This is a genomic window from Pseudomonas parafulva (assembly GCF_000800255.1).
In the GTDB taxonomy this organism is placed as follows: Bacteria; Pseudomonadota; Gammaproteobacteria; order Pseudomonadales; family Pseudomonadaceae; genus Aquipseudomonas; species Aquipseudomonas boreofloridensis.
Map to the genome: position 1 here is coordinate 1,376,789 of NZ_CP009747.1, position 20,612 is coordinate 1,397,400.

Annotated in this window: 18 protein-coding genes; 10 read left to right on the forward strand and 8 right to left on the reverse strand. The window is 63.4% G+C overall.

All coding sequences use genetic code 11. From position 1 onward, the window contains the following. The 3 genes from NJ69_RS06175 (at nt 1) to NJ69_RS06185 (ending at nt 4,651) form a co-directional block, all read left to right on the forward strand. Entirely contained in the window at nt 1–879 is an 879-nt protein-coding gene (locus NJ69_RS06175; RefSeq protein WP_029613279.1) for a DMT family transporter, read from the forward strand. Nucleotides 880–1,120: 241 nt separating this feature from the next. Further along, nucleotides 1,121–3,373 (forward strand): catalase/peroxidase HPI, encoded by a 2,253-nt coding sequence (katG, locus tag NJ69_RS06180; RefSeq protein WP_039577163.1) that lies wholly within the window; start codon nt 1,121–1,123, stop codon nt 3,371–3,373. A gap of 117 nt (nt 3,374–3,490) precedes the next feature. After that, a complete protein-coding gene (locus tag NJ69_RS06185; RefSeq protein ID WP_039577165.1) occupies nt 3,491–4,651 on the forward strand; it encodes a GGDEF domain-containing protein in 1,161 nt (386 codons plus the stop codon). A gap of 13 nt (nt 4,652–4,664) precedes the next feature. On the opposite strand, the gene NJ69_RS06190 is transcribed toward NJ69_RS06185, so the two are convergent. Further along, nucleotides 4,665–5,720, reverse strand: coding sequence for a cytochrome D1 domain-containing protein (locus NJ69_RS06190; protein ID WP_052192008.1), 1,056 nt, complete (start codon nt 5,718–5,720; stop codon nt 4,665–4,667). 94 nt (nt 5,721–5,814) lie between these two features. Further along, entirely contained in the window at nt 5,815–6,816 is a 1,002-nt protein-coding gene (locus NJ69_RS06195; protein ID WP_029613283.1) for a FecR family protein, read from the reverse strand. A gap of 220 nt (nt 6,817–7,036) precedes the next feature. Here NJ69_RS06195 and NJ69_RS06200 point away from each other — a divergent pair, with 220 nt between their 5' ends. The 3 genes from NJ69_RS06200 to NJ69_RS06210 are packed head-to-tail and all read left to right on the forward strand — an operon-like array spanning nt 7,037 to nt 10,269. Beyond that, nucleotides 7,037–7,525 (forward strand): MarR family winged helix-turn-helix transcriptional regulator, encoded by a 489-nt coding sequence (locus tag NJ69_RS06200; protein WP_029613284.1) that lies wholly within the window; start codon nt 7,037–7,039, stop codon nt 7,523–7,525. A gap of 15 nt (nt 7,526–7,540) precedes the next feature. Then, nucleotides 7,541–8,737 carry an HlyD family efflux transporter periplasmic adaptor subunit gene (locus NJ69_RS06205; protein WP_039577167.1) on the forward strand — a complete coding sequence of 399 codons (1,197 nt, stop codon included), beginning with the start codon at nt 7,541–7,543 and terminating at the stop codon, nt 8,735–8,737. Further along, nucleotides 8,734–10,269, forward strand: a complete 1,536-nt coding sequence (locus NJ69_RS06210; RefSeq protein ID WP_039577169.1) for a DHA2 family efflux MFS transporter permease subunit — start codon at nt 8,734–8,736, stop codon at nt 10,267–10,269. The genes NJ69_RS06205 and NJ69_RS06210 overlap by 4 nt, the downstream gene beginning before the upstream one ends. 53 nt (nt 10,270–10,322) lie before the next feature. Here the strand turns inward: NJ69_RS06210 and NJ69_RS06215 are convergent, their stop codons facing one another. The 4 genes from NJ69_RS06215 to NJ69_RS06230 all read right to left on the reverse strand — a co-directional run bounded on the left by NJ69_RS06215 (nt 10,323) and on the right by NJ69_RS06230 (nt 15,609). Then, a complete protein-coding gene (locus tag NJ69_RS06215; RefSeq protein WP_052192010.1) occupies nt 10,323–12,317 on the reverse strand; it encodes an ATP-binding protein in 1,995 nt (664 codons plus the stop codon). Between the two features lie 67 nt (nt 12,318–12,384). Then, entirely contained in the window at nt 12,385–13,794 is a 1,410-nt protein-coding gene (gene mapR / locus NJ69_RS06220) for a GntR family transcriptional regulator MpaR (RefSeq protein WP_039577172.1), read from the reverse strand. A gap of 50 nt (nt 13,795–13,844) precedes the next feature. Continuing rightward, on the reverse strand, nt 13,845–15,251 hold the full coding sequence (gene ccoG, locus NJ69_RS06225; RefSeq protein WP_039577175.1) for a cytochrome c oxidase accessory protein CcoG: 1,407 nt from the start codon (nt 15,249–15,251) through the stop codon (nt 13,845–13,847). Between the two features lie 121 nt (nt 15,252–15,372). Then, nucleotides 15,373–15,609, reverse strand: coding sequence for a DUF3203 family protein (locus NJ69_RS06230; RefSeq protein ID WP_029613288.1), 237 nt, complete (start codon nt 15,607–15,609; stop codon nt 15,373–15,375). A gap of 128 nt (nt 15,610–15,737) precedes the next feature. Here NJ69_RS06230 and NJ69_RS06235 point away from each other — a divergent pair, with 128 nt between their 5' ends. Next, nucleotides 15,738–16,259, forward strand: a complete 522-nt coding sequence (locus tag NJ69_RS06235; RefSeq protein WP_037027819.1) for an MgtC/SapB family protein — start codon at nt 15,738–15,740, stop codon at nt 16,257–16,259. Between the two features lie 509 nt (nt 16,260–16,768). On the opposite strand, the gene NJ69_RS06240 is transcribed toward NJ69_RS06235, so the two are convergent. After that, on the reverse strand, nt 16,769–17,248 hold the full coding sequence (locus tag NJ69_RS06240; RefSeq protein WP_039577178.1) for a GNAT family N-acetyltransferase: 480 nt from the start codon (nt 17,246–17,248) through the stop codon (nt 16,769–16,771). A gap of 212 nt (nt 17,249–17,460) precedes the next feature. Here NJ69_RS06240 and NJ69_RS06245 point away from each other — a divergent pair, with 212 nt between their 5' ends. Further along, nucleotides 17,461–18,081, forward strand: a complete 621-nt coding sequence (locus NJ69_RS06245) for a LysE family translocator (protein WP_039577181.1) — start codon at nt 17,461–17,463, stop codon at nt 18,079–18,081. A gap of 20 nt (nt 18,082–18,101) precedes the next feature. After that, nucleotides 18,102–18,974 carry an alpha/beta fold hydrolase gene (locus tag NJ69_RS06250; protein WP_039577184.1) on the forward strand — a complete coding sequence of 291 codons (873 nt, stop codon included), beginning with the start codon at nt 18,102–18,104 and terminating at the stop codon, nt 18,972–18,974. Between the two features lie 18 nt (nt 18,975–18,992). Here the strand turns inward: NJ69_RS06250 and xthA are convergent, their stop codons facing one another. After that, nucleotides 18,993–19,805, reverse strand: a complete 813-nt coding sequence (xthA, locus tag NJ69_RS06255; RefSeq protein WP_039577187.1) for an exodeoxyribonuclease III — start codon at nt 19,803–19,805, stop codon at nt 18,993–18,995. A gap of 162 nt (nt 19,806–19,967) precedes the next feature. On the opposite strand from xthA, the gene NJ69_RS06260 reads away from it, so the two are divergent. Continuing rightward, nucleotides 19,968–20,609: a GNAT family N-acetyltransferase gene (locus NJ69_RS06260; RefSeq protein ID WP_039577189.1), complete on the forward strand. Its 642-nt coding sequence runs from the start codon at nt 19,968–19,970 to the stop codon at nt 20,607–20,609. Nucleotides 20,610–20,612: the final 3 nt, after the last annotated feature.

A 20,612-nucleotide genomic window follows, 5' to 3' on the forward strand; every position in this document is an offset into this window, starting at 1 on the left:
ATGACCACCCGCACCCCGTTGTCTGGCGTCAATCACCCGCTGCATGGCATCGCCCTGGTGGTCGTGGCGACCTTCCTGTTTGCCAGTCACGACGGACTGTCCAAGTACCTGGGTGGTATCTACCCGATCATCATGGTGGTGTGGGCGCGCTACGTGGTGCACACCCTGCTCATGGCGGGCATCTTCCTGCCTCAGGCCGGGTTGCGCGTGCTGCGCACTCGCCGCCCGCTCCTGCAAACCCTGCGTGCCCTGAGCTTGCTCAGTACCAGTCTGCTGTTCACCGCCGGCTTGCAGTACCTGCCACTGGCCGAAGCGACCTCGGTCAACTTTCTGGCTCCGGTACTGGTCACCGCGCTGTCGGCGCCGCTGCTCAAGGAGCAGGTCACGCCTGGTCAATGGCTGGCCGTGGTGATGGGGTTTATCGGTGTGCTCGTGGTGGTGCACCCGGGCGGCGCGATGTTCACACCGGCCATCCTGTTCCCGTTCGGCTCGGCGTTGGGCTTCTGCTTCTACCAGTTGCTCACCCGTATTCTGGCCGCACATGACAGCCCCACCACCAGCAACTTCTATGCGGGCCTGTGCAACACCCTGATCATGAGCGCACTGGTGCCGTTCTTCTGGCAAACCCCGCAAGCCTCCCATGTACTGCTGATGCTGGCGCTCGGCGGCTGCGGCATGACCGCGCACCTGTTGCTGACCCAAGCCTTCCGCCACGCCGCCCCTGCGCTGCTGGCGCCGTTCAGCTATTGCCAGATCGTGTTCGCCGGGCTGCTCGGATTGCTGGTATTCGGCCAGGTGCCGGATACCCTCAGCGTGGTCGGTATCGCCATTATTTGCCTCAGCGGCCTGGGGGCGGCGTGGATGCAACGCCGTCGTTAGCGGGCTCAGGGTGCTAAAAGACCCTGGCTATCGCCCCTGAACAGCCACTCTATTAGACCTCTGCCGAAGCTCGGCTAGTCTTTCCCCTGGCTTCGCCTCGTGCGTCTGACGCGCGGTGAGCCAGCGTCGGCTCCTGTCCGACCATCCCTGATGAGCAGATGGGTCGAGTTCTTGGCTCGGCCCGCGGATCGCCCGGCACAGACCGGAAATCTGGATAACCGAACCTGCAAGGTAAGCGCACATGTCGAACGAATCGAAATGCCCCTTCCATCACACGGCCGGGGAGGGCACCAGCAACCGCGACTGGTGGCCCGATCAGTTGAACCTGAGGATCCTGCACCAGCACGGCGACCAGTCCGACCCGATGGACCCGGACTTCGATTACGCCAAGGCCTTCAAGCGCCTGGACTTTCAAGCCCTGAAGCAGGACATCGCGAACCTGATGACCGACTCCCAGGATTGGTGGCCTGCTGACTTCGGTCACTACGGTCCGCTGTTCGTGCGCATGGCCTGGCACAGCGCTGGCACCTACCGCATTGCCGACGGGCGCGGCGGCGCCGGCTCCGGCCAGCAACGCTTCGCCCCGCTCAACAGCTGGCCAGACAACGTCAGCCTGGACAAGGCCCGGCGCCTACTCTGGCCGATCAAGCAGAAGTACGGCAGCAACATCTCCTGGGCCGATCTGATCGTGCTCACTGGCAATGTGGCGCTGGAGTCCATGGGCTTCAAGACCTTCGGCTTCTCCGGTGGCCGCGCCGATGTCTGGGAGCCGGACGAAGACGTGTACTGGGGCTCGGAAAAGGTCTGGCTTGGTGGCGACACCCGTTATGGCAAGGCCCAGGCGCCGGGGCAGGGTGATCTGGTGGCCGAGCCTGCCAAGCACGGTGAGGAGCAGAGCCGCACCGAGCCGGGCGCACGCAATCTGGAGAACCCGCTGGCCGCCGTGCAGATGGGCCTGATCTACGTCAACCCTGAAGGCCCCGAAGGTCATCCCGACCCCGTCGCCTCGGGCAAGGACATCCGCGAAACCTTCGGCCGCATGGCCATGAATGATGAAGAGACGGTTGCCCTGATCGCCGGCGGCCACGCCTTCGGCAAAACCCACGGCGCAGGTCCGGCGGACCACGTAGGCGCTGAACCCGAAGCTGCCGGGCTGGAGCAGCAGGGCCTGGGCTGGGCCAGCACCTTCGGCAGCGGCAAGGGTGGCGACGCCATCACCAGCGGCCTGGAGGTGACCTGGACTTCGACCCCGACCCGCTGGAGCAACGAATACCTGAACAACCTGTTCGACTTCGAGTGGGAACTGACCAAGAGCCCGGCCGGCGCTCACCAATGGCGACCCAAGGACGGCAAAGGCGCCAACACCGTGCCCGATGCGCACGATCCGAGCAAGCGCCATGCGCCGATGATGCTTACTTCCGACCTGGCGCTGCGCTTCGACCCGATCTATGCCCCCATCGCCCGCCGTTTCAAGGATCAGCCGGAGCAGTTGGCCGATGCTTTCGCCCGTGCCTGGTACAAGCTGATCCACCGTGACATGGGACCGCTGGCACGTTACCTGGGGCCGGAAAATCCGCAGGAGGAATTGATCTGGCAAGACCCGATCCCCGCAGTCGACCATCCGCTGGTGGGCGAGCAGGACATTGCCGACCTGAAGGCCAAGGTGCTGGCCTCAGGCTTGAGTGTGGGCGAACTGGTGGCCACCGCTTGGGCATCGGCTTCGACCTTCCGCGGTTCGGACAAGCGCGGCGGCGCCAACGGCGGCCGACTGCGTCTTGAGCCGCAACGCTCATGGGCCGCTAATCAGCCTGAGCAGTTGGATAAAGTGCTCAAGGCGCTTGAGAAGATCCAGGCCGAGTTCAGCGCCACTGGCAAACGCGTCTCCCTGGCGGATCTGATCGTATTGGCCGGCTGCGCGGCGGTCGAGAAAGCCGCCAAGGACGGCGGTCATCCCATCCATGTACCGTTCCGTCCCGGTCGCACCGATGCCGCTCAGGCACAGACCGATGTCGAGTCCTTCGCCGTGCTCGAACCGCTCGCCGATGGCCTGCGCAACTTCAGCAAGGCCCGCTACAGCGTCAAGGCCGAGCGACTGTTGCTGGACAAGGCGCAACTGCTGACCCTCAGCGCCCCGGAACTGACTGTGTTGGTCGGCGGCCTGCGGGTGCTTGGCGCCAACCACGGCGGCAGTCAGCATGGCGTGTTCACTGACAAGCCGGGCACTCTCAGCAACGACTTCTTCCGCAACCTGCTGGACATGGGCACGCAGTGGAAGCCGACCTCAGGCGACAACGAGACCTTCGAGGGCCGTGATCGCAAGACCGGGCAGGTGAAATGGACCGGTACGCGGGTAGATCTGGTGTTCGGCTCCCACGCCCAGCTGCGGGCGCTGAGCGAGGTCTACGGCAGCGATGATGGCAGGGACAAGTTCGTCAAGGACTTCGTCGCGGCTTGGGTCAAGGTCATGGAACTGGACCGTTTCGACCTGAAATAGCGGTACTGTCCGGGGTCGCTGCAACGGCCCCGGCAATCCGATGAGATGGCACTCTGCAATCGCGGTGGAAGCGCTTACAATCGCCGCGTTTGCTCCCCATCACAGGCTCGCTGGTTCATGACGCTCGACCCTCCCACCCTCCTGGCGCTCAGTGTCGCCCTAGCGGCCGCGGCTGCGCTTTACCTGGCAATCGAATGGCGCAGCGTACGTGAGTCGTCGTTGCTGTACTGGAGTGCAGGTTTCGCCACCATCATGATCGGCTGCGTGCTGGCGCTGTTGCGCATGAACGGTTATTTGCTGGTCGGCATCTGGTTCGCCAACGGTCTGTTGATCTTCGCGCATTTCTGCTTTCTGCTGGGCGTCGCCCGTTTTACCGAGGTGCGACTGTCACGGGCCTGGTTGCTGATCGTCCTGCTGTGGGCCGGCATGCTGTTGCTGTCAGAAGGGCCGGCGTGGTCGAAGACCATGCTGGGTGTGCAATCGCTGCTGGTGGCCGGGGTTTCGCTGCGCGCCAGTTTCCTGCTGCGCCCCCATGGCGTGTCGCTGAGCGTGGGTGCCGTTCAACTGCGCTACATCCTGCTGGGTCATGGCCTGTTCTATGTGGCCAAGGCTTCGACTGCGGTGGTTCCCGGGACGCTGATCGATCTGGCCGCGTTTCGTGGCGAAATCATCCAGATCTCGCTGATCGAAGGGGCCATGGCGATCATGCTGATTGCGCTGTCGATGACCGGCACCGAGCGCTACCGTCGCGAGGAGCGCATTGCGTTGCTGGCGGCGCGTGATCCGTTGACGGCACTGTTCAATCGCCGCGCCCTGGAAATGCGCGCACCGAGGCTGTTGCAGGCGACCAGTGGCGAGCGACCGAGTGCTGCGCTATTGATCGACATCGACCATTTCAAACTGGTCAACGACTTGTACGGACACACCGCCGGTGATCGCCTGCTGGTGGCCTTGAGCGAAACCATCCAGGGGCTGTTGCCGCCCCATGCGCTGGCCGCACGTCTGGGTGGTGACGAATTCATCATCCTGCTGGGCAACGCCAGGCGCGACGAAGTCCAGGTGTTGGGGGCGCTGCTGCGCGAGCGCTTCCAGCACATCACGGCACAGTCTTTCGCCACGCCGATGGCGGTCACCCTGAGCATTGGCGCTCACCTGTTCGATCAGCCTCCAGCGAGCCTGGCGGCGTTGATCGAACAGGGGGACGCGGTGCTCTACCAGTCCAAGCGCGGTGGGCGCGACTGTCTGCACATGGTGGATGCCACGGCCGCAGTCGGATAGGACCGTCGCTGCGTCACTCGTCCTGCTTGGGCTGCACCACGATGGCCAATGCGTCCGGCTCGGCGCGGGTTTTCCAGCGGGCTTTCTCGGTCCAGTTGGCGGTGTCGATCACCGCCACCTCGTCACCGCCGCTGATGGCCACGTACACCTGTTTGCCGTCAGGGGAGACCACCGCGCCGATGGGCAGCGCTTCTTCGCCCAGTAGCGTGCGTCGGTACTCAGCGCCTTCTCGCGCCAGACCGATGCGCTTGATCTCTTTCTTGGCGGCCACGTCGATGACCGCCAGTTCCGCCGACTTGGCGCAGGTCACCAGCGCGTACTTGCCGTCGGGCGTCATGGCCACGCGGATGGGGAACAGCCCGGTACGGATGCGATCGGTGACTTCCCGGCGCTGCGGATCGACGATGACCACCTCGTTGCCGCCGCGGTTGCTGACCCACACCTGCTTGCCATCCGGGGTCACCGCCACGCCTTCGCTGCCGTTGCCGGTGGGAATGTCATAGAGTTTTTTCTTGTGCAGCAGGTCCACCACCGACAACTGGCCGCCGTCGACATGGGTGACGTAGGCGCGCTCGGCACCGGGCGCCAAGGCGACCATGTGCGGTTTGCCGCCGCCGATGTCGATGCGGTCGGTGACCTGGCCCTGGACCAGGTCGACGACCAGCAGGCGGTCGCTGTCCTCGGTGGTCACCACCACCCGCTGGCTGTCGGGCAGGAAGCGAATGCCGTGCGGACGCGAATCCTGGCCCAGGTCGATGGTGCGCACCACGCTGCGGGTCGGCCAGTCGATCACGCTCAGGGTGTTGTTGGCGGTGCCTTGAACACCATAGTTGCCAGCAACGGCCAACAGGTTGTTGCCCGAGACCACGACTTCGTGCGGGCCGGTGCCGACTTTCAGCGTCACCAGCTCCTTGCCGGTGCGCGTGTCGAGCGCCGACACGCTGGCGTCGGCCTTGTTGCCGACCAGGAGCACGTCATCGGCGTGCACCAGGGCGCTGCCGATCAGCAGGGCGCCGGCCAGCACGATGTGGCGCAGTGCGTTGGGCAGGGGGGCGAATGGGTAGGGCATGTCCGTCTCCTTCTGGGATGATTTCCATGTGCATGCCCAAGGTGTGACCGATGCGCCGCTCGCCGAGTTCGTTCGGATGCCGGGCGCTTGCGCTTCAGCGTTTGTGGGGGGAGGGCAGGATACGGTTGAGCACGGTACTGCCGTCGTTGCTGCGGGTGAGGTAGATCGGCAGGACCTTGGGCAGGTTGTCGACCAGTTGGCGGACGTCGCGGGTGTCGTAGATGCCACTGATACGAATGCTGCCGACGTTGTTGTCGGCCAGCATCAGCGGCTTGTCCAGGTAGCGATTGATCACCGGCAGCGCCTGGGACAGGCTGAGGTTGTCCAGCACCATGCGCCCGCTGCGCCAGGCCAGGCTGTTGGCGTAGTCGTCGCTCTGAGCCAACTGCGGCTCGAAATCGCCGGTGCGGTAGCTGGCCTGCATGCCTGGGCCGAGGCGATAGCCGCCATCGCTGCCATCGCTGGAGACCAGCACCGAGCCTTCGACCAGTGTCACCTTGACCTGGTCCTGGTACTTCCACACGTTGAATTGCGTGCCTGTCACGCGGATCTGGCCACGTCCGGCATGCACGATGAAGGGATGCTGGCTGTCGTGACTGACGTCGAAAAAGGCTTCGCCCTTGACCAGATCGACCCGACGCCGATCCTTGAAGTTGAGAAAGCGCACCTCGCTGTGCAGGTTGAGCTCGACGTTGCTGCCATCGGCCAGTTGCACGGCGCGGACCTGATCGCTGCTGTCGAAATGCTGATAGCGGTTGGGCAGCCAGCCCAGTTCCCAGCCGATCCAGGCCGCCAAGGGCAGCGCGAGCACGCTGATCATCGCTGCCGAAGCCGCAGGGCGCCATGCGCGGCGCCGCACACGGCCAGCGGGGGCTTGGCGGGTGGTTGCGGGCGAGCGGGGCAGCAAGTCGGCGGTTTGCCAGATTTCCAGCATCGCCTGGTATTCCTCGGCGTGCTGTGCATTGGCGGCCAACCACTGCGCGAACGCCTCACGCTCGGCGTCCGAGCAATCCTCGGCGTGCAGGCGCATGCACCACTGCGCGGCGGCATCGGTGACGGCATCGGCGTCGGTTGAAGTGAGGCGGTCCTGGTTCATCGTGGCTCCCGGTTTTGCGCATTCTACCGTCAGCGCTGCATGGCGAGAACCGAGATAATGGCGAATACCTATCAGTTGCGCGTTTTTTGATGGGTTTTGCAGCGTTATCGTGTCGGTGGACACATGAATAAGATTTTAGGTAGGAAACTAATAAAGTTTTTGACATTTACTGCCTAGGCAGTAATATTTTCTAACATTATTGCGATGTCGAGCGATTCCGATGGCCCATTTCACCCCGGAGAACTTCCAGACCTGCGCCATCGGCATGCTGCTGGGCCGCGCCGCGCTGTTGAAGGACCGCATTCTCGATTGGCACCTGGAAGGTGACGGCGTGACCGCGGCCCAGTTCAAAGTGCTGATCATCATCACCCAGTACCACGTGGATACGCCGGCCGACCTGTGCCGCTATCTGGGTCTGGACAGCGGCTCGATGACTCGCATGCTCGATCGTCTGGAGCACAAAGGCTTGCTGCTGCGTACGCGCTGCCCGCAAGACCGGCGCCAGGTGCGCCTGGCCTTGACGGCAGACGGTCAGCGTCTGGCCGATCGCTTGCCGGAGATCGGCGCCATGGCCATGAACGAGCTGGTCGGCGCGCTCGAACCTACCGAGCTGAAGTCGCTCGAGACCCTGCTGGCGAAGCTGCTTCTGGCTGCCGGCGACCCCCTGACGATCGCTCGCTTCGGCGATCGCACCCCTGATCCGACTTGATTCGAAGGTAACGTCATGGCCACTCCCTCCGATGCACCCGCCCCCGCACAAGAGCCGGGCGCCAATCGCAAGCGCAAGACCTGGCTGCTGGCCCTGCTGCTGCTGGTGGTCCTCGCCGGTGCTGCCGCCTGGGCCTGGTACGCCCTGGTCGGGCGCTGGCACGAGAGCACCGACGACGCCTACGTCAACGGCAACGTGGTGGAGATCACGCCACTGATTACCGGCACCGTCATCAGCATCGGTGCCGATGATGGCGACCTGGTCCAGGCCGGGCAGGTGCTGCTGCGTTTCGATCCGAGCGATGGGGAGGTGGCATTGCAGGCCAGCGAGGCCAAGCTGGCGCACACCGTACGCCAGGTGCGCGGGCTGTACAGCAACGTCGATGCGCTCAAAGCGCAGATGCAGGCGCGCCAGGCCGAATTGAAGAAAGCGCGGGAGAACTACAACCGCCGCAAGGTGCTTGCCGACAGCGGGGCGATTTCCGCCGAAGAGCTGTCGCACTCGCGCGATGACCTGTCCAGTGCGCAAAGCGCCCTGGACAGCGCGCGCCAGCAACTCAACACCAGTACGGCGCTGGTCGATGACACCGTGGTCGCTTCGCACCCGGATGTACTTGCTGCCGCTTCGGACTTGCGTCAGGCCTATCTGGACAATGCCCGTACCACGCTGGTGGCGCCGGTCACCGGCTACGTCGCCAAGCGCACCGTGCAGCTTGGCCAGCGCCTGCAACCGGGCACCGCGACCATGGCAGTGATCCCGCTGAATCAGGTGTGGATCGACGCCAACTTCAAGGAAACCCAACTGCGGGATATGCGCATCGGTCAGCCGGTGGAAGTCACCGCCGACCTCTACGGCAGCGACGTCATCTACCGCGGCACCGTCGACAGCCTCGGCGCCGGTACCGGCAGCGCGTTCGCTTTGCTGCCCGCACAGAACGCCACCGGCAACTGGATCAAGATCGTCCAGCGGGTGCCCGTTCGCGTGCACCTGGACCCAGAACAGCTCAAGACGCACCCGCTGCGTATCGGCTTGTCGACCGTGGTCGAGGTCGACCTGCACGACCAGAGCGGTCCGACCCTGGCCCAGCAACCGCCGCGGCAGGCCAGCTATGCCACCGAAGTGTACGACCGCCAACTGGCCGAGGCCGACCGCCTGATCGCCAAGCTGATTCATGACAACAGCGCCGCCAGCGGCAAGACGGCGTCGCAATGAGCAACGGCGCCCCCGCTCAGTTCACCCCGCCGAGTCTGCTGCTGACGACCATCGGGTTGTCGCTGGCGACGTTCATGCAGGTGCTGGATACCACCATCGCCAACGTGGCGCTGCCGACCATTTCCGGCAACCTGGGGGTGAGCTACGAGCAGGGCACCTGGGTCATCACTTCATTCGCGGTGAGCAATGCCATCGCCTTGCCGCTGACCGGCTGGCTGAGCCGACGCTTCGGTGAGGTCAAGCTGTTCATCTGGGCCACGCTGCTGTTCGTGCTGGCCTCGTTCCTGTGCGGTATCGCGCAATCCATGCCGGAACTGGTGGGCTTTCGCGTCCTGCAGGGGGTGGTCGCCGGGCCGCTGTACCCGATGACCCAGACGTTGCTGATCGCGGTCTATCCGCCTGCCAAGCGCGGCATGGCCTTGGCGCTGCTGGCGATGGTCACGGTGGTGGCGCCGATTGCCGGACCGATTCTCGGCGGATGGATCACCGACAGCTACAGTTGGCCCTGGATCTTCTTCATCAACGTGCCCATCGGCCTGTTCGCCGCTGCGGTGGTGCGCCAGCAGATGCGCGCGCGGCCGGTGACCACCAGTCGTCAGCCCATGGACTACGTCGGTCTGCTGACGCTGATCGTTGGCGTGGGCGCCTTGCAGGTGGTGCTCGACAAGGGCAATGACCTGGATTGGTTCGAATCCTCGTTCATCGTTGCCGGGAGCCTCATCTCGGTGGTGTTCCTGGCCGTGTTCGTGATCTGGGAACTGACCGATCGTCATCCGGTGGTCAATTTGCGCTTGTTCGTGCACCGCAATTTCCGCATCGGCACCTTGGTGCTGGTCGGTGGCTACTCGGGGTTCTTCGGCATCAACCTGATCCTGCCCCAGTGGCTGCAGACGCAGATGGGCTATACCGCGACCTGGGCCGGCCTGGCAGTCGCGCCCATCGGCCTGCTGCCGGTGATCATGTCGCCCTTCGTCGGCAAATACGCCCATCGCTTCGACCTGCGCCTACTGGCCGGTCTGGCGTTCCTGGCGATCGGCGCCAGTTGCTACATGCGCGCCGGTTTCACCAGCGAAGTGGATTTCCTGCACATCGCCCTGGTGCAGTTGTTCATGGGGATTGGCGTGGCGCTGTTCTTCATGCCCACCTTGAGCATTCTGCTCTCGGACCTGCCGCCCCAGCAGATCGCCGACGGTTCTGGTCTGGCGACGTTCCTGCGCACCTTGGGGGGCAGCTTCGCCGCGTCGCTGACCACCTGGATCTGGATTCGCCGGGCCGATCAGCACCATGCCTACCTGAGCGAGCACATCAGCCAATACGACCCGGCGACCCGGCACACGTTGGCCCAGTTGGGCGGGGCGAGCCCGCAGAGCTATGCGCAGCTCGAGCAGATCCTCAACAGTCAAGCCTACATGATGTCCACGGTGGACTATTTCACCTTGCTCACCTGGGTCTTCGGCGCCTTGATCCTGCTCGTGTGGCTGGCCAAGCCGCCGTTCACGGCGAAGGCGGGGCCGGCCTCGGCAGGTCATTGAACGGGGTTTCAGTAGACGGGGCGGTTCACTGCCGGCACAGCGGCCCGTGCGTTTCACGACACCGGCAGTGCTTCGAGCAGTGACGTCGTCCGGCGCACCAACGCCTCGACATTGACCGGCCGGTTGTGCACCTCAACGTGCGTATCGCCGTGCAGGTCGACGGCTTCGCCCGGCTCGGCCAGAACCAGCACCCTTAGCGCCGGATTCACCTGCTGCGCCGCCTGGAGCAGGCGTAAACCGGTCTCCTGGCGCAGCACGCGTGCGTCGCAAATCAGCAGGTTTGGCCGCAGGCCTTGCTGCACGGCGCACAACGCTTCGTTGCCCGAGAGGCTGGTGTGAACTCTGTGGCCCGCGTCCTCCAGGTACTCCTGCATCACCAGGCGCATTGCCGGTTGTTCTTCGATGACCAACACGGTGCGTCGAGGTATCGAGTGATGACGTGGCAAATACAGGTGCACGGTTGTGCCCTGTCCCGGCGTACTTTGAATCTGCATCTGCCCGCCTGACTGGCGCACGAAGCCGTACACCATCGAAAGCCCCAGGCCCGTGCCCTGTCCCAGTGGCTTGGTGGTGAAGAACGGATCGATGGCTCGCTCGGCCACCTCCTGCGTCATGCCCTCGCCCTGGTCGGCCACGGCCAGGTGCAGGTACTCGCCAGGTGCAGCGTCCAGGCCTGCGGCGAGCAGCGGATCCATGTCGATGTTTTCGCACTGAATGGACACGGCGCCGCCCTCGGGCATGGCATCGCGGGCATTCAGGCACAGGTTGAGCAGGGCGCTTTCCAGTTGCGGAGGATCGACACAGGTCAGCCACAGGTCAGGCTGGGTGCGGTCGATCAGTTGCACGCGGCTGCCGACCGAGCTCTTGATCAGCGGCATCAACCCGCTGACCAGGTGTTGGATATGGATGGCTTGGGGTTGCAAGGTCTGCTGGCGTGAAAAGGCCAGCAAGCGCTGCACCAGCGAGGCCGCGCGGCCAGTGTCTTGTTGCACGCTGTCGAGCAACTGCGCGGCATCGTCCGCGCGCGATTCGCGCAGGCGTTGCCGGGCCAGCTCCAATGCACCTTGTATGCTGCCCAACAGGTTGTTGAAGTCATGAGCGATACCGCCGGTGAGCTGACCGACCGCTTCCATCTTCTGCGACTGACGCAGGGCCTGCTCGGCCTCGCGCAGCCGCTCCTGTTCGTTGACCCGTTCGGTGATGTTATAGGCGAACAGATAGGCGCCGATGATCTGCTGCTCATCGTTGCGCAGGCAGCTCATGCGCAATTCATAGTGGCGCAGATGGGGCCGACCACCAATGCTGATGACGTGAACCACGGATTCCCCGCTCAGGGCCCGGCGCCACAGTGGCAGCATCAGCTTGCTGGCCTCTGGCACAGGGGCGAGGGCCTGCTCCAGCGTCTCGCCGATTTGCGGGACGTAGTGATGCTCGCGCTGGAAGGTGGCCCGCGCGGTGCGGTTGATGGCGCGCAGAATCAGGTTGTTGTCCATCACCAGCACGTTGGCCAGGCTGCTGTCGAGCACATCGCCGAACAGTTTGCGCTCGGCCTGGGCCGCATCGATGCGTTGTTCGAGCAGCTCGTAACGGCTGAGCAGCAAGTCGCTGGACGACTGATCGCGAAAGATCACCCCCAGGCGACGCTTGCTCGTCGGCTCCAATCGATAGACGGAAACGGCCAGCAGTCGACGGGCTTCCTTGAGTTCGTGAACGAAGGTACTGCTGACTCCGGTGCGTTGCACCTCGGCGAAGCGCTCGATCCACACCTCGGCCTCATCGGGGATGAGCTCGCGAACGGTCACGCCCAGGTGCCGGTGATAACCCGCGTGGCGCACGCTGGCGGCATTCAGGTAGATGTGCCGATAGTCGCTGAGTGGGCCGCGTGGGGTGTCGATCATTTCGACAATGCAGAATCCCTCGTTCATCTGCTGACAGAGCAGCTCGAAGCACTGCTCCTTCATGCCTTCCTCGAGCATGGCCGCGCGCGCTTGCTGGCGGTGCCACGCCAGCGTATAGGGATCAGGTGGATGTGCGGGCAAGGTGGACATGGCGTCGGTTCTCCAAGCGGCGAGTCCTCACTATAGACGCTGATCGGCGCCGCCTTTGACGCTGCACTCAGAACGAGCTGACGATGCGCCCCAGGGTCTGTATCGCCTGTTCGCAGGTGGTGTCCCAGGGCGAGCCGTAGTTCAGCCGTATGCAGTTGCCGAAGCGCCGCGTCGGCGAGAAGATCGGCCCTGGTGCGATGCTGATGCCTTGGGCCAGGGCCATGTGGAACAGCTTGAGCGCATCCATTCGCTCAGGCAGTTCGAGCCACAGGAAATAGCCGCCGGACGGTTGGCTGACGCGGGTCTGGGCCGGGAAATGTCGGGCGATGGCCGCCAGCATGCTGGACTGCTGGCCCTCCAGGGCGTAGCGCAACTTGCGCAGGTGACGGTCGTAGCCGCCATGCTGCAGGTAGTCGGCGATGGCGGCCTGGGCGGGCATCGAGGCGCACAGCGAGGTCATCAACTTGAGCCGTTCGATCTTCTGCGCGTAACGCCCGGCTGCGACCCAGCCAACCCGGTAGCCGGGCGCCAGGCTCTTGGAAAACGACCCGCAGTGCATCACCAGGCCGTCGCGGTCGAAGGCCTTGGCGGGCTTGGGGGCCTGGGGTGCGTAATACAGCTCGGCATAGACATCGTCTTCGATCAATGGCACCTGATGCCGGTGCAGCAGGTCCACCAATGCCTGTTTCTTGGCCTCGGGCATGCTCGCGCCGACGGGGTTCTGGAAGGTGGTCATCGACCACACGGCCTTGATCGGGTGTTTCTCCAGGGTCTGCGCCAATACGTCCAGGTCCATGCCTTCACGTGGGTGCACCGGGATTTCCACAGCCTTGAGCTTCAGACGCTCGAGCACCTGCAGGCAGACATAGAACGCGGGCGCCTCGATGGCGACCAGGTCGCCCGGCTCGGTGACCGCTTGCAGGCACAGATTGAGCGCTTCGAGCGCCCCGTTGGTGATCAGCAACTCCTCCATCGGCAGCATCAGCCCGGCGACCATGTAGCGCAGGGCGATCTGACGGCGCAGTTGCGGATTGCCCGGCGACAGGTCGGTGACCACAACGCGCGGATCCATGGCCCGACTGGCGCTGGCCAGCGAGCGCGAAAGGCGTTGCAGTGGAAACAGCGTCGGGCTGGGGAAGGCCGAGCCGAAGGGCACGGTGTGCGGGTCTTTGATCGAGTCGAGGATCGAAAACACCAGGTCGCTGACGTCGACATCGGTGGACTCGCTGACCGGCGCCTGCGCCTGCGGCTCGCTGAACTGACGGGGCGCATGGGCATTGACGAAATAGCCCGAACGCGGTCGGGCGCGGATCAGCCCGCGGCGTTCCAGCAGGTAGTAGGCCTGAAACACGGTGGACGGGCTGACCCCGTGGGTCTGGCTGGCATAGCGCACCGAAGGCACGCGCTGGCCAGGGCCAAGCACCCCGGAGCGGATCAATTCAGCGATGTCGTCGGCAAAGCGTTCGTAGCGTTTCATCGTTCTTGGACTTCTGGCTGGGCACGCAAGGTGGGCGGCAGTGTAAGGGATCAGCGGTTCAGAGGCGCGACGAATCGGCTGCGCGCGCGGCTGTACACCTGCGGCTGGTCGAGGTCCTGCACTTCGAAGGTGAGGTCTACCGAACTGCTGGCAGGTCGCTCGGCCAGCATCGCCACGGACACCGGCAATTCGCTCATCTCCCCGGCGGCAATGGACAGCTCGCGTTTGCCCTGCAGGACGAAACCGTGGGCATCGACCAGGCTCAGCGCGTAACGCTGCGGTTGCTGGGTTTTGTTGATGATCTTGAGCAAGTAGATGTTCTCGATCTGGCCTTGGGCGTTCTCGCGGAACAGTCCGCGGTCCTTGATCACGTCCATGGACACCATCGACCGCATCTGCAGCGCGATCACCAGTGCGCCGATCATCACCACCAGGGCCGTGGCGTAGCCGAGCAGGCGCGGGCGCAGCCAGTGGGTGGTGCCACCCTGCAGGCTGTGCTCGGACTTGTAGCCGATCAGGCCGCGCCGGTAACCCATTTTGTCCATGACTGTGTCGCAGGCGTCGATGCAGGCCGCGCAGCCGATGCAGGCCATCTGCAAACCGTCGCGGATGTCGATGCCGGTGGGGCAGACCTGCACGCACAAGGTGCAATCGATACAGTCGCCCAATTGCTGCGCGCGCGGGTCGCTGCCTTTCCTGCGTGGGCCGCGCGATTCGCCGCGACGCGGGTCGTAGGCCACGGCCAGGGTATCCTTATCGAGCATCACGCTCTGGAAACGCGCATACGGGCACATGTGCATGCATACCGCTTCGCGCAGCCAACCGGCATTGAGGTAGGTGGCAGCGGTGAAGAACAGGATCCAGAACAGTGCGACACCCCCCAGCTCGAAGCTCAACAGCTCACTGGCCAGTGCCCGGATGGGTGTGAAGTAGCCAACGAAGGTCAGGCCGGTTATCACCCCGATCGCCAGCCACAGGCCGTGCTTGGAAGCACGGCGAGCCAGTTTGTTGAGGCTCCAGGGTGCGGCGGCCAGGCGGATGCGCTGGTTGCGGTCACCTTCGGTGACTTTCTCGCACCACATGAACAGCCAGGTCCAGACGCTCTGCGGGCAGCTGTAACCGCACCAGACCCGTCCAGCGAATACGGTGATGGCGAACAGGCCGAAGGCGCAAATGATCAGCAGCGCAGAGAGCAGGATGAAGTCCTGCGGCCAGAACGTGGCGCCGAAGATGTGGAACTTGCTCTCGGCCAAGTCCCACAGCACGGCCTGGCGCCCGTTCCAGTTCAGCCAGGCGGTAGCGAAGAACAGCGCGAACAGCAGGCCGGCGAAACCGATGCGCATGTTGCGGTATACGCCTTTGAAGCTGCGGGTCTGGATCTGCCCGTCAGCGTTCTGACGTGCTGGCGTGGCGGCGGGTTCGATGTGGATGACTCGGAAGGGCACTCTCTCGCTCATGGTGGTTCGCTCATCAGGCCTCTATCAGGCCCGGGCACTATGGCCCCCGATCTGTTTTCAGCACAGGCTCAGGTCGGGCGATAAAAACCATATCAGAAAGCGCTGTAACCCACTCGAACCCTTAGATTATCGAGCCTGGGCCACTGTTCTTCAGATGTCTGCGACTATCCACCGCACCTGCCACGGTGAGCGCATCGGCCTCGGCTTCGGTGATCGGGAAGCGTTCGCCGGCGAGAATGGCCACCGACATGCGCAGGTGCGCGTCGGTGACGATCTCGACCTCGTGGCCCAGGCCTTCGATGGTGACGGTGTCACCGGACAAGGTGCAGCGCTTGTGGTCGTCGATGTGTACGGGCATGGCCTTTCTCTCCTGTGGTTTAAGTCTTTGACCTTGTGGGTGGCGAGGTTTCTGCATCGCCGTCGCACTCCTGGCAGGGTGTGCGGTCCACCTTCCATGAAGCCTTCTGAGGACTGTGCGTGGAGCGGATCTGGGAAAACGTCTGGCAGGCGGTAGTGGCCGAATTCGCCGACATTACCGATGAAAGCGAGGTCACACGGATCGTCGTGCGTCTGATGATGGCCGCAGTGCTTGGGGCCGTGTTGGGCTTCGAGCGTGAGCATCGTGGGAAATCGGCGGGTGTGCGCACCCACATGCTGGTGTCCATGGGCGCGGCGTTGTTCGTATTGGCGCCGGGTATGGCCGGTGCAGACGATCAGGCGCTCAGTCGAGTGATCCAGGGCATCGTTGCAGGCATTGGTTTTCTCGGTGCAGGCACCATCCTCAAGGGCAATGGACGTGACACCAGTCATGTCAAGGGCCTGACCACTGCTGCGGGGCTGTGGATGACGGCCGCCATCGGCACGGCTGCGGGCATGGGGCGTGAGGCTACGGCCCTGGTGAGCACCGTGCTGGCATTGCTGGTACTGGCCAGCATGCCGCTGTTGGTCGGCAAGGTGGAAGACGAGAACGAGGAGAAGAAGGACGAGGAGGGTGGTCGGAAACACTGAGGGGAGCCGAAGCTCCCCTCTAGGTGTTGTTGCCTGCTCTTTTATTATTATTCAAACCGGCCTGTTGTTGTTTTTGTCAGCCGGTTCCGGTGTAGCCGGGCCCCTATCTGGGGCCAAGAGCAAACGTATTTTTTTGAGCGCTGGCCTGCATTCGATCCTGACTGTCGCTACCTGAAGGTAGTTTTGTTGTTCTGTGTCGAACCGGGGGCGAGCCCCACATTGCTGCCTACTCCAAAAAAATCTGCTTGCTGCGCCTCTGCCGTGTTGTTCTTGTTATGTCAGAGCCGGTGCATGTTGTTTTTATTGGGTGTGTCGCGATTTTTTATTTTTGTTGTGCCAAAGACATAGCAGGTGGCGTGCCAACTTTTTAATTTCCTTTTAAATCAATGATTTGCTGTTTTTTGGCAGTATGGGGAGCGCGCACGAACCTCTCGAATTGTTTCCGTGTTACCCGCTTGGCGGCCGCCGACGCTGTGCGGGTAACACATCGCCCACTTGCCTTCCATGCATCACCCTGCGGCGAAGTTGTGCAGACGCTCGCCCTCTAACCGATAGCGAATCCATTCAGACTGGGCTTGCGCGTCCAGAGCCTCGTAGAAGCCGATGGCTGGCGCATTCCAGTCCAGTACGCTCCACTCCAGGCGTGCGCAGCCTTTGGTCAGCGCTTCGCGGGCGATGTGGCGCAGTAGTTGGCGACCGGCGCCGTCACCACGGTGCTCAGGGGTGATGTACAGGTCTTCGAGGTAGATACCGTTGCGGCCCAACCAGGTGGAGTAGCTATAGAAGAAGACGGCAAAGCCGATGGGCTGACCGTCACGTTCGCAGATCAGTCCGTGTACGGTGCTGCCGTCATCGAACAGGCTGCGTTCGATGTCGGTGACGCTGGCTACCACCTGGTCTCGGGCTCGCTCGTAGTCCGCAAGCTCAGTGATGAAATCGAGGATCTGTGCGGCGTCGCTGCGCTGGGCTGGACGAATGGTCAGGCTCATGGGGCATTCCTTGAAAGACAAGCGCCTAGCGTAGCGGGTAAGGCTGGCGTTGCCGAGTCTCTGAGACTGGTCGGTTTTGGAGGGGCGGGGGCATCAGTAGATGAACAGTTATGTGTTATGGGCTAATTTTCCATAACTGTATGGGTTGGGGGCGATCAAGGATCGCTAGTGTTGTGCGACTCGATAATCATCCTCTGACGGACTTGCACGCCATGCTTGGCTCCTACGAACTACTCAGCGCCTTCATTCTTTTCGCCTTCGTTTCATCCATTACCCCAGGGCCGAATAACACCTTGTTGCTTGCCTCGGGAGTGAACTTCGGTGTCCGTCGCTCGATTCCCCATGCCATGGGCATCAGCATTGGCTTCATGCTGATGGTGCTGGGTGTGGGTTTTGGCCTGGGTGAGCTCTTCAAGGCCTGGCCGCCGCTGTACAGCGTGCTGCGCTATGTCGGCGCGGCGTACCTGCTGTACCTTGCATGGAAAATCGCCACCTCCGGCCCGCTATCCGGCGAGGCTCAGAGCACGCGCAGCCCCATGAGTTTCTGGGGCGCGGCGGCCTTCCAGTGGGTCAATCCAAAAGCCTGGGTGATGGCTGTTGGGGCAATCACCACCTATACCCCAGCCCAGGGCTATGCCGTGAACGTCGTGGTGATTGCCGTGCTGTTCGCGTTCGTGAATCTGCCGAGCGTCGGCATCTGGGTCATGTTCGGCAGCGCGCTGCGCAACGTGCTGCGCAATCCTCGCTGGCTGGTGCTGTTCAATGTCCTGATGGCCGTGTTGCTGGTGATTTCGTTGTATCCGCTGCTGTTTGTAGAATCGTCGTTTTCGTAGTTCGACGAGTGCCGCTCCCGATGCAATTGATTCCTTGGTCCCACGACTGCTCCGACGGCTTCACCTTGCGAGGCTGGCACTCGGCACCCAGCGGCAAGCCGCTGTTGCATTTTCTGCATGGCAACGGCTTCTGTTGCCTGGCTTACGAGCCGTTGCTGATGCGCCTCGGCGAGCATTTCGACCTGTGGCTGTGCGATGTCCAGGGGCATGGCGATAGCGATCATGGCGGGGCGTTTCGCGGTTGGAACCGCTCAGCGGAGTTGGTGGTAGAAGCCTTCGAGGCGGGGCGGTCGATATTCGGCGAGGTACCGCGGTATGCCGCCGGGCACAGTTTCGGTGGCGTGCTGACCGCACTGATTCTGGCCCGGCAGCCGCAGTTGTTCGCGCGTGCCGTGCTACTCGACCCGGTGTTGTTCAGCCCACGCATGATCGCGGTCATGCGCATCCTGGCGCTGTTGGGCCTGAATCGCCGACATGGCCTGGCCCGCAAAGCCGCCACCCGGCGCAGTCACTGGCCGGACCGCGAGGCGGCGCTGGCGTCGCTGCACGGACGGGGCATCTTCAAAGGGTGGAGCGAAGCGTCGCTGCAGGCTTATGTGGGCCACGCGTTGGGCGATTGTTCCAATGCCGTGGTGCTCAAGTGTCGGCCCAGCCGCGAGGTGGAGGTATTCAGTTCCTGGCCGTCGCGGCTGTGGCCGAGCCTGGAGCAGATCGTCACGCCGACGCGGATCCTGCACGGCGAACAGAGCTATCCGTTCGTAGCCGAGTCGGCTCGACGCCTGGCGGCGCGCAATCGCCATGCCAGTGAGCAGTCGGTCGCGGGCGGGCACTGCTTCATGCAACAGGATCCGGTGAGCGCCGCGCAGCAGGTCGAGGCCTTTCTGCGCGTTTGACTCATCGATGCACGGCGGTCAAGCCAACTCCAGCCAGATCGGCGCATGGTCGGACGGTTTTTCCATGGCCCGCAGTTCGTAGTCCACGCCGGCGTCCTTGAGTCGCGGTAGCAACGCCTGCGAGGTCATGATCAGGTCGATGCGCAGGCCACGCTTGGGCTCGTCCTCGAAACCGCGGCTGCGGTAATCGAACCAACTGAAGCGGTCCGCCACCTCTGGGTGCAGGTGGCGGAAGCTGTCGACCAGACCCCAGCCTTTGAGGCGTTCCATCCATTCACGCTCTTCCGGCAGGAAGCTGCACTTGCCGGTCTTGAGCCAACGCTTGGCGTTGTCCGCGCCGATGCCGATGTCGCAGTCCTGGGGGGAGATGTTCACGTCGCCCATCACCACCAAGGGCTGGTCGTTGTGGAACTGGCCCTCCAGCAAGGCTTGCAGATCGCTGTAGAAGCGTTGCTTGGCGGGGAACTTGGTGGGGTGGTCGCGGCTTTCCCCCTGGGGAAAGTAGCCGTTCATGATGGTGATGGCGGCGCCATTGTCATCGGCGAAGGTGCCCCAGATGAAACGGCGCTGGGCATCGTCTTCATCGGTGCTGAAACCCTTGACCAGCGACAGCGGTTCGCGCCGCGAGAGCAGGGCGACGCCATAGTGGCCTTTCTGCCCATGAAAGTGCACGTGATAGCCCAGGGCCTGGACCTCGGCCAGCGGGAACTGCTCGTCGCTAACCTTGGTTTCCTGCAGGCCGATGACATCCGGCTGGTGCTTCTCGATCAGCGCGGCCAACTGGTGCGGGCGGGCGCGCAGGCCGTTGATGTTGAACGAGACGATCTTCATGGCTAAGGCGGTCCTGGTAAAAGCCAGGGATGCTAGCTGACATCCGCAGTCATCACCAGCCTGAGCTTCTGGGCGGCTCTTCAGTACCGCAACGACGGTGGAACGATGCGCCACGGCGTGCCTCAAAAGCTCTGACCCGCACCTTCCAGAAGGATCTTCGCCATGTCCGCCGCCCCAGCCCGCCTCTGCCTGCTCGACGATGGTTATCGCCGCGAAGTGCGCAGGCTGCTCTATGACGCTTATCCCTCGGAGCCGACCTTCGCCTGGCTGTTCGACGCCCAACGCGGCGGTTACCAGCGGCGATTGCGCGCAATGATACGCGCCTGGGTGCGCCAGCACTTCTATATGCAACTGCCGGCGCTGGGCTTGCTGGTCGACGACCGCTTGATCGCCGTGGCATTGATCGCGCCGCCCCAGCGCCGTCTGGGTGTGGCCGACAGTTGGATGTGGCGCCTGCGTATGCTGATCGGTGCAGGTCGGCGCAGCACCCGTCGCTACCTGGCGTATCAGGCAGCGCTGGCCGCCTGCCTGCCAACCCAGCAAGTGCATGTGCTGTCGTTGCTGGGCGTGCATCCACAGGTACAGGGCCAGCACTACGCCGAACAACTCTTGCAGGCGGTGCATGACTGGTGCGCGAAGGACCTGGAGACGCAAGGCGTCGTGCTCAGCACCGGCAACCCGCATTACTACGGGTTCTGCGAGCGCATGGGGTATCAGGAGGTTGGAGAGCTTGCACTCGGCAGTGTCAACGAACGGGTGTTCTTCAATCCGAATCCGTCGTCAGTCAAAACGATAGCGTCTTGATCG

Coding starts and splice junctions, on each gene's coding strand:
- NJ69_RS06230 (WP_029613288.1), bottom strand. CDS start 15,609: ATGCCCGTACACATCGACGACCACAAGCGCTGCACCTTGTCCGGTGAC.
- NJ69_RS06240 (WP_039577178.1), bottom strand. CDS start 17,248: ATGAGCCTGACCATTCGTCCAGCCCAGCGCAGCGACGCCGCACAGATC.
- NJ69_RS06175 (WP_029613279.1), top strand. CDS start 1: ATGACCACCCGCACCCCGTTGTCTGGCGTCAATCACCCGCTGCATGGC.
- xthA (WP_039577187.1), bottom strand. CDS start 19,805: ATGAAGATCGTCTCGTTCAACATCAACGGCCTGCGCGCCCGCCCGCAC.
- ccoG (WP_039577175.1), bottom strand. CDS start 15,251: ATGAGCGAGAGAGTGCCCTTCCGAGTCATCCACATCGAACCCGCCGCC.
- NJ69_RS06210 (WP_039577169.1), top strand. CDS start 8,734: ATGAGCAACGGCGCCCCCGCTCAGTTCACCCCGCCGAGTCTGCTGCTG.
- NJ69_RS06200 (WP_029613284.1), top strand. CDS start 7,037: ATGGCCCATTTCACCCCGGAGAACTTCCAGACCTGCGCCATCGGCATG.
- NJ69_RS06250 (WP_039577184.1), top strand. CDS start 18,102: ATGCAATTGATTCCTTGGTCCCACGACTGCTCCGACGGCTTCACCTTG.
- katG (WP_039577163.1), top strand. CDS start 1,121: ATGTCGAACGAATCGAAATGCCCCTTCCATCACACGGCCGGGGAGGGC.
- NJ69_RS06205 (WP_039577167.1), top strand. CDS start 7,541: ATGGCCACTCCCTCCGATGCACCCGCCCCCGCACAAGAGCCGGGCGCC.
- mapR (WP_039577172.1), bottom strand. CDS start 13,794: ATGAAACGCTACGAACGCTTTGCCGACGACATCGCTGAATTGATCCGC.
- NJ69_RS06215 (WP_052192010.1), bottom strand. CDS start 12,317: ATGTCCACCTTGCCCGCACATCCACCTGATCCCTATACGCTGGCGTGG.
- NJ69_RS06260 (WP_039577189.1), top strand. CDS start 19,968: ATGTCCGCCGCCCCAGCCCGCCTCTGCCTGCTCGACGATGGTTATCGC.
- NJ69_RS06195 (WP_029613283.1), bottom strand. CDS start 6,816: ATGAACCAGGACCGCCTCACTTCAACCGACGCCGATGCCGTCACCGAT.
- NJ69_RS06185 (WP_039577165.1), top strand. CDS start 3,491: ATGACGCTCGACCCTCCCACCCTCCTGGCGCTCAGTGTCGCCCTAGCG.
- NJ69_RS06245 (WP_039577181.1), top strand. CDS start 17,461: ATGCTTGGCTCCTACGAACTACTCAGCGCCTTCATTCTTTTCGCCTTC.
- NJ69_RS06190 (WP_052192008.1), bottom strand. CDS start 5,720: ATGCCCTACCCATTCGCCCCCCTGCCCAACGCACTGCGCCACATCGTG.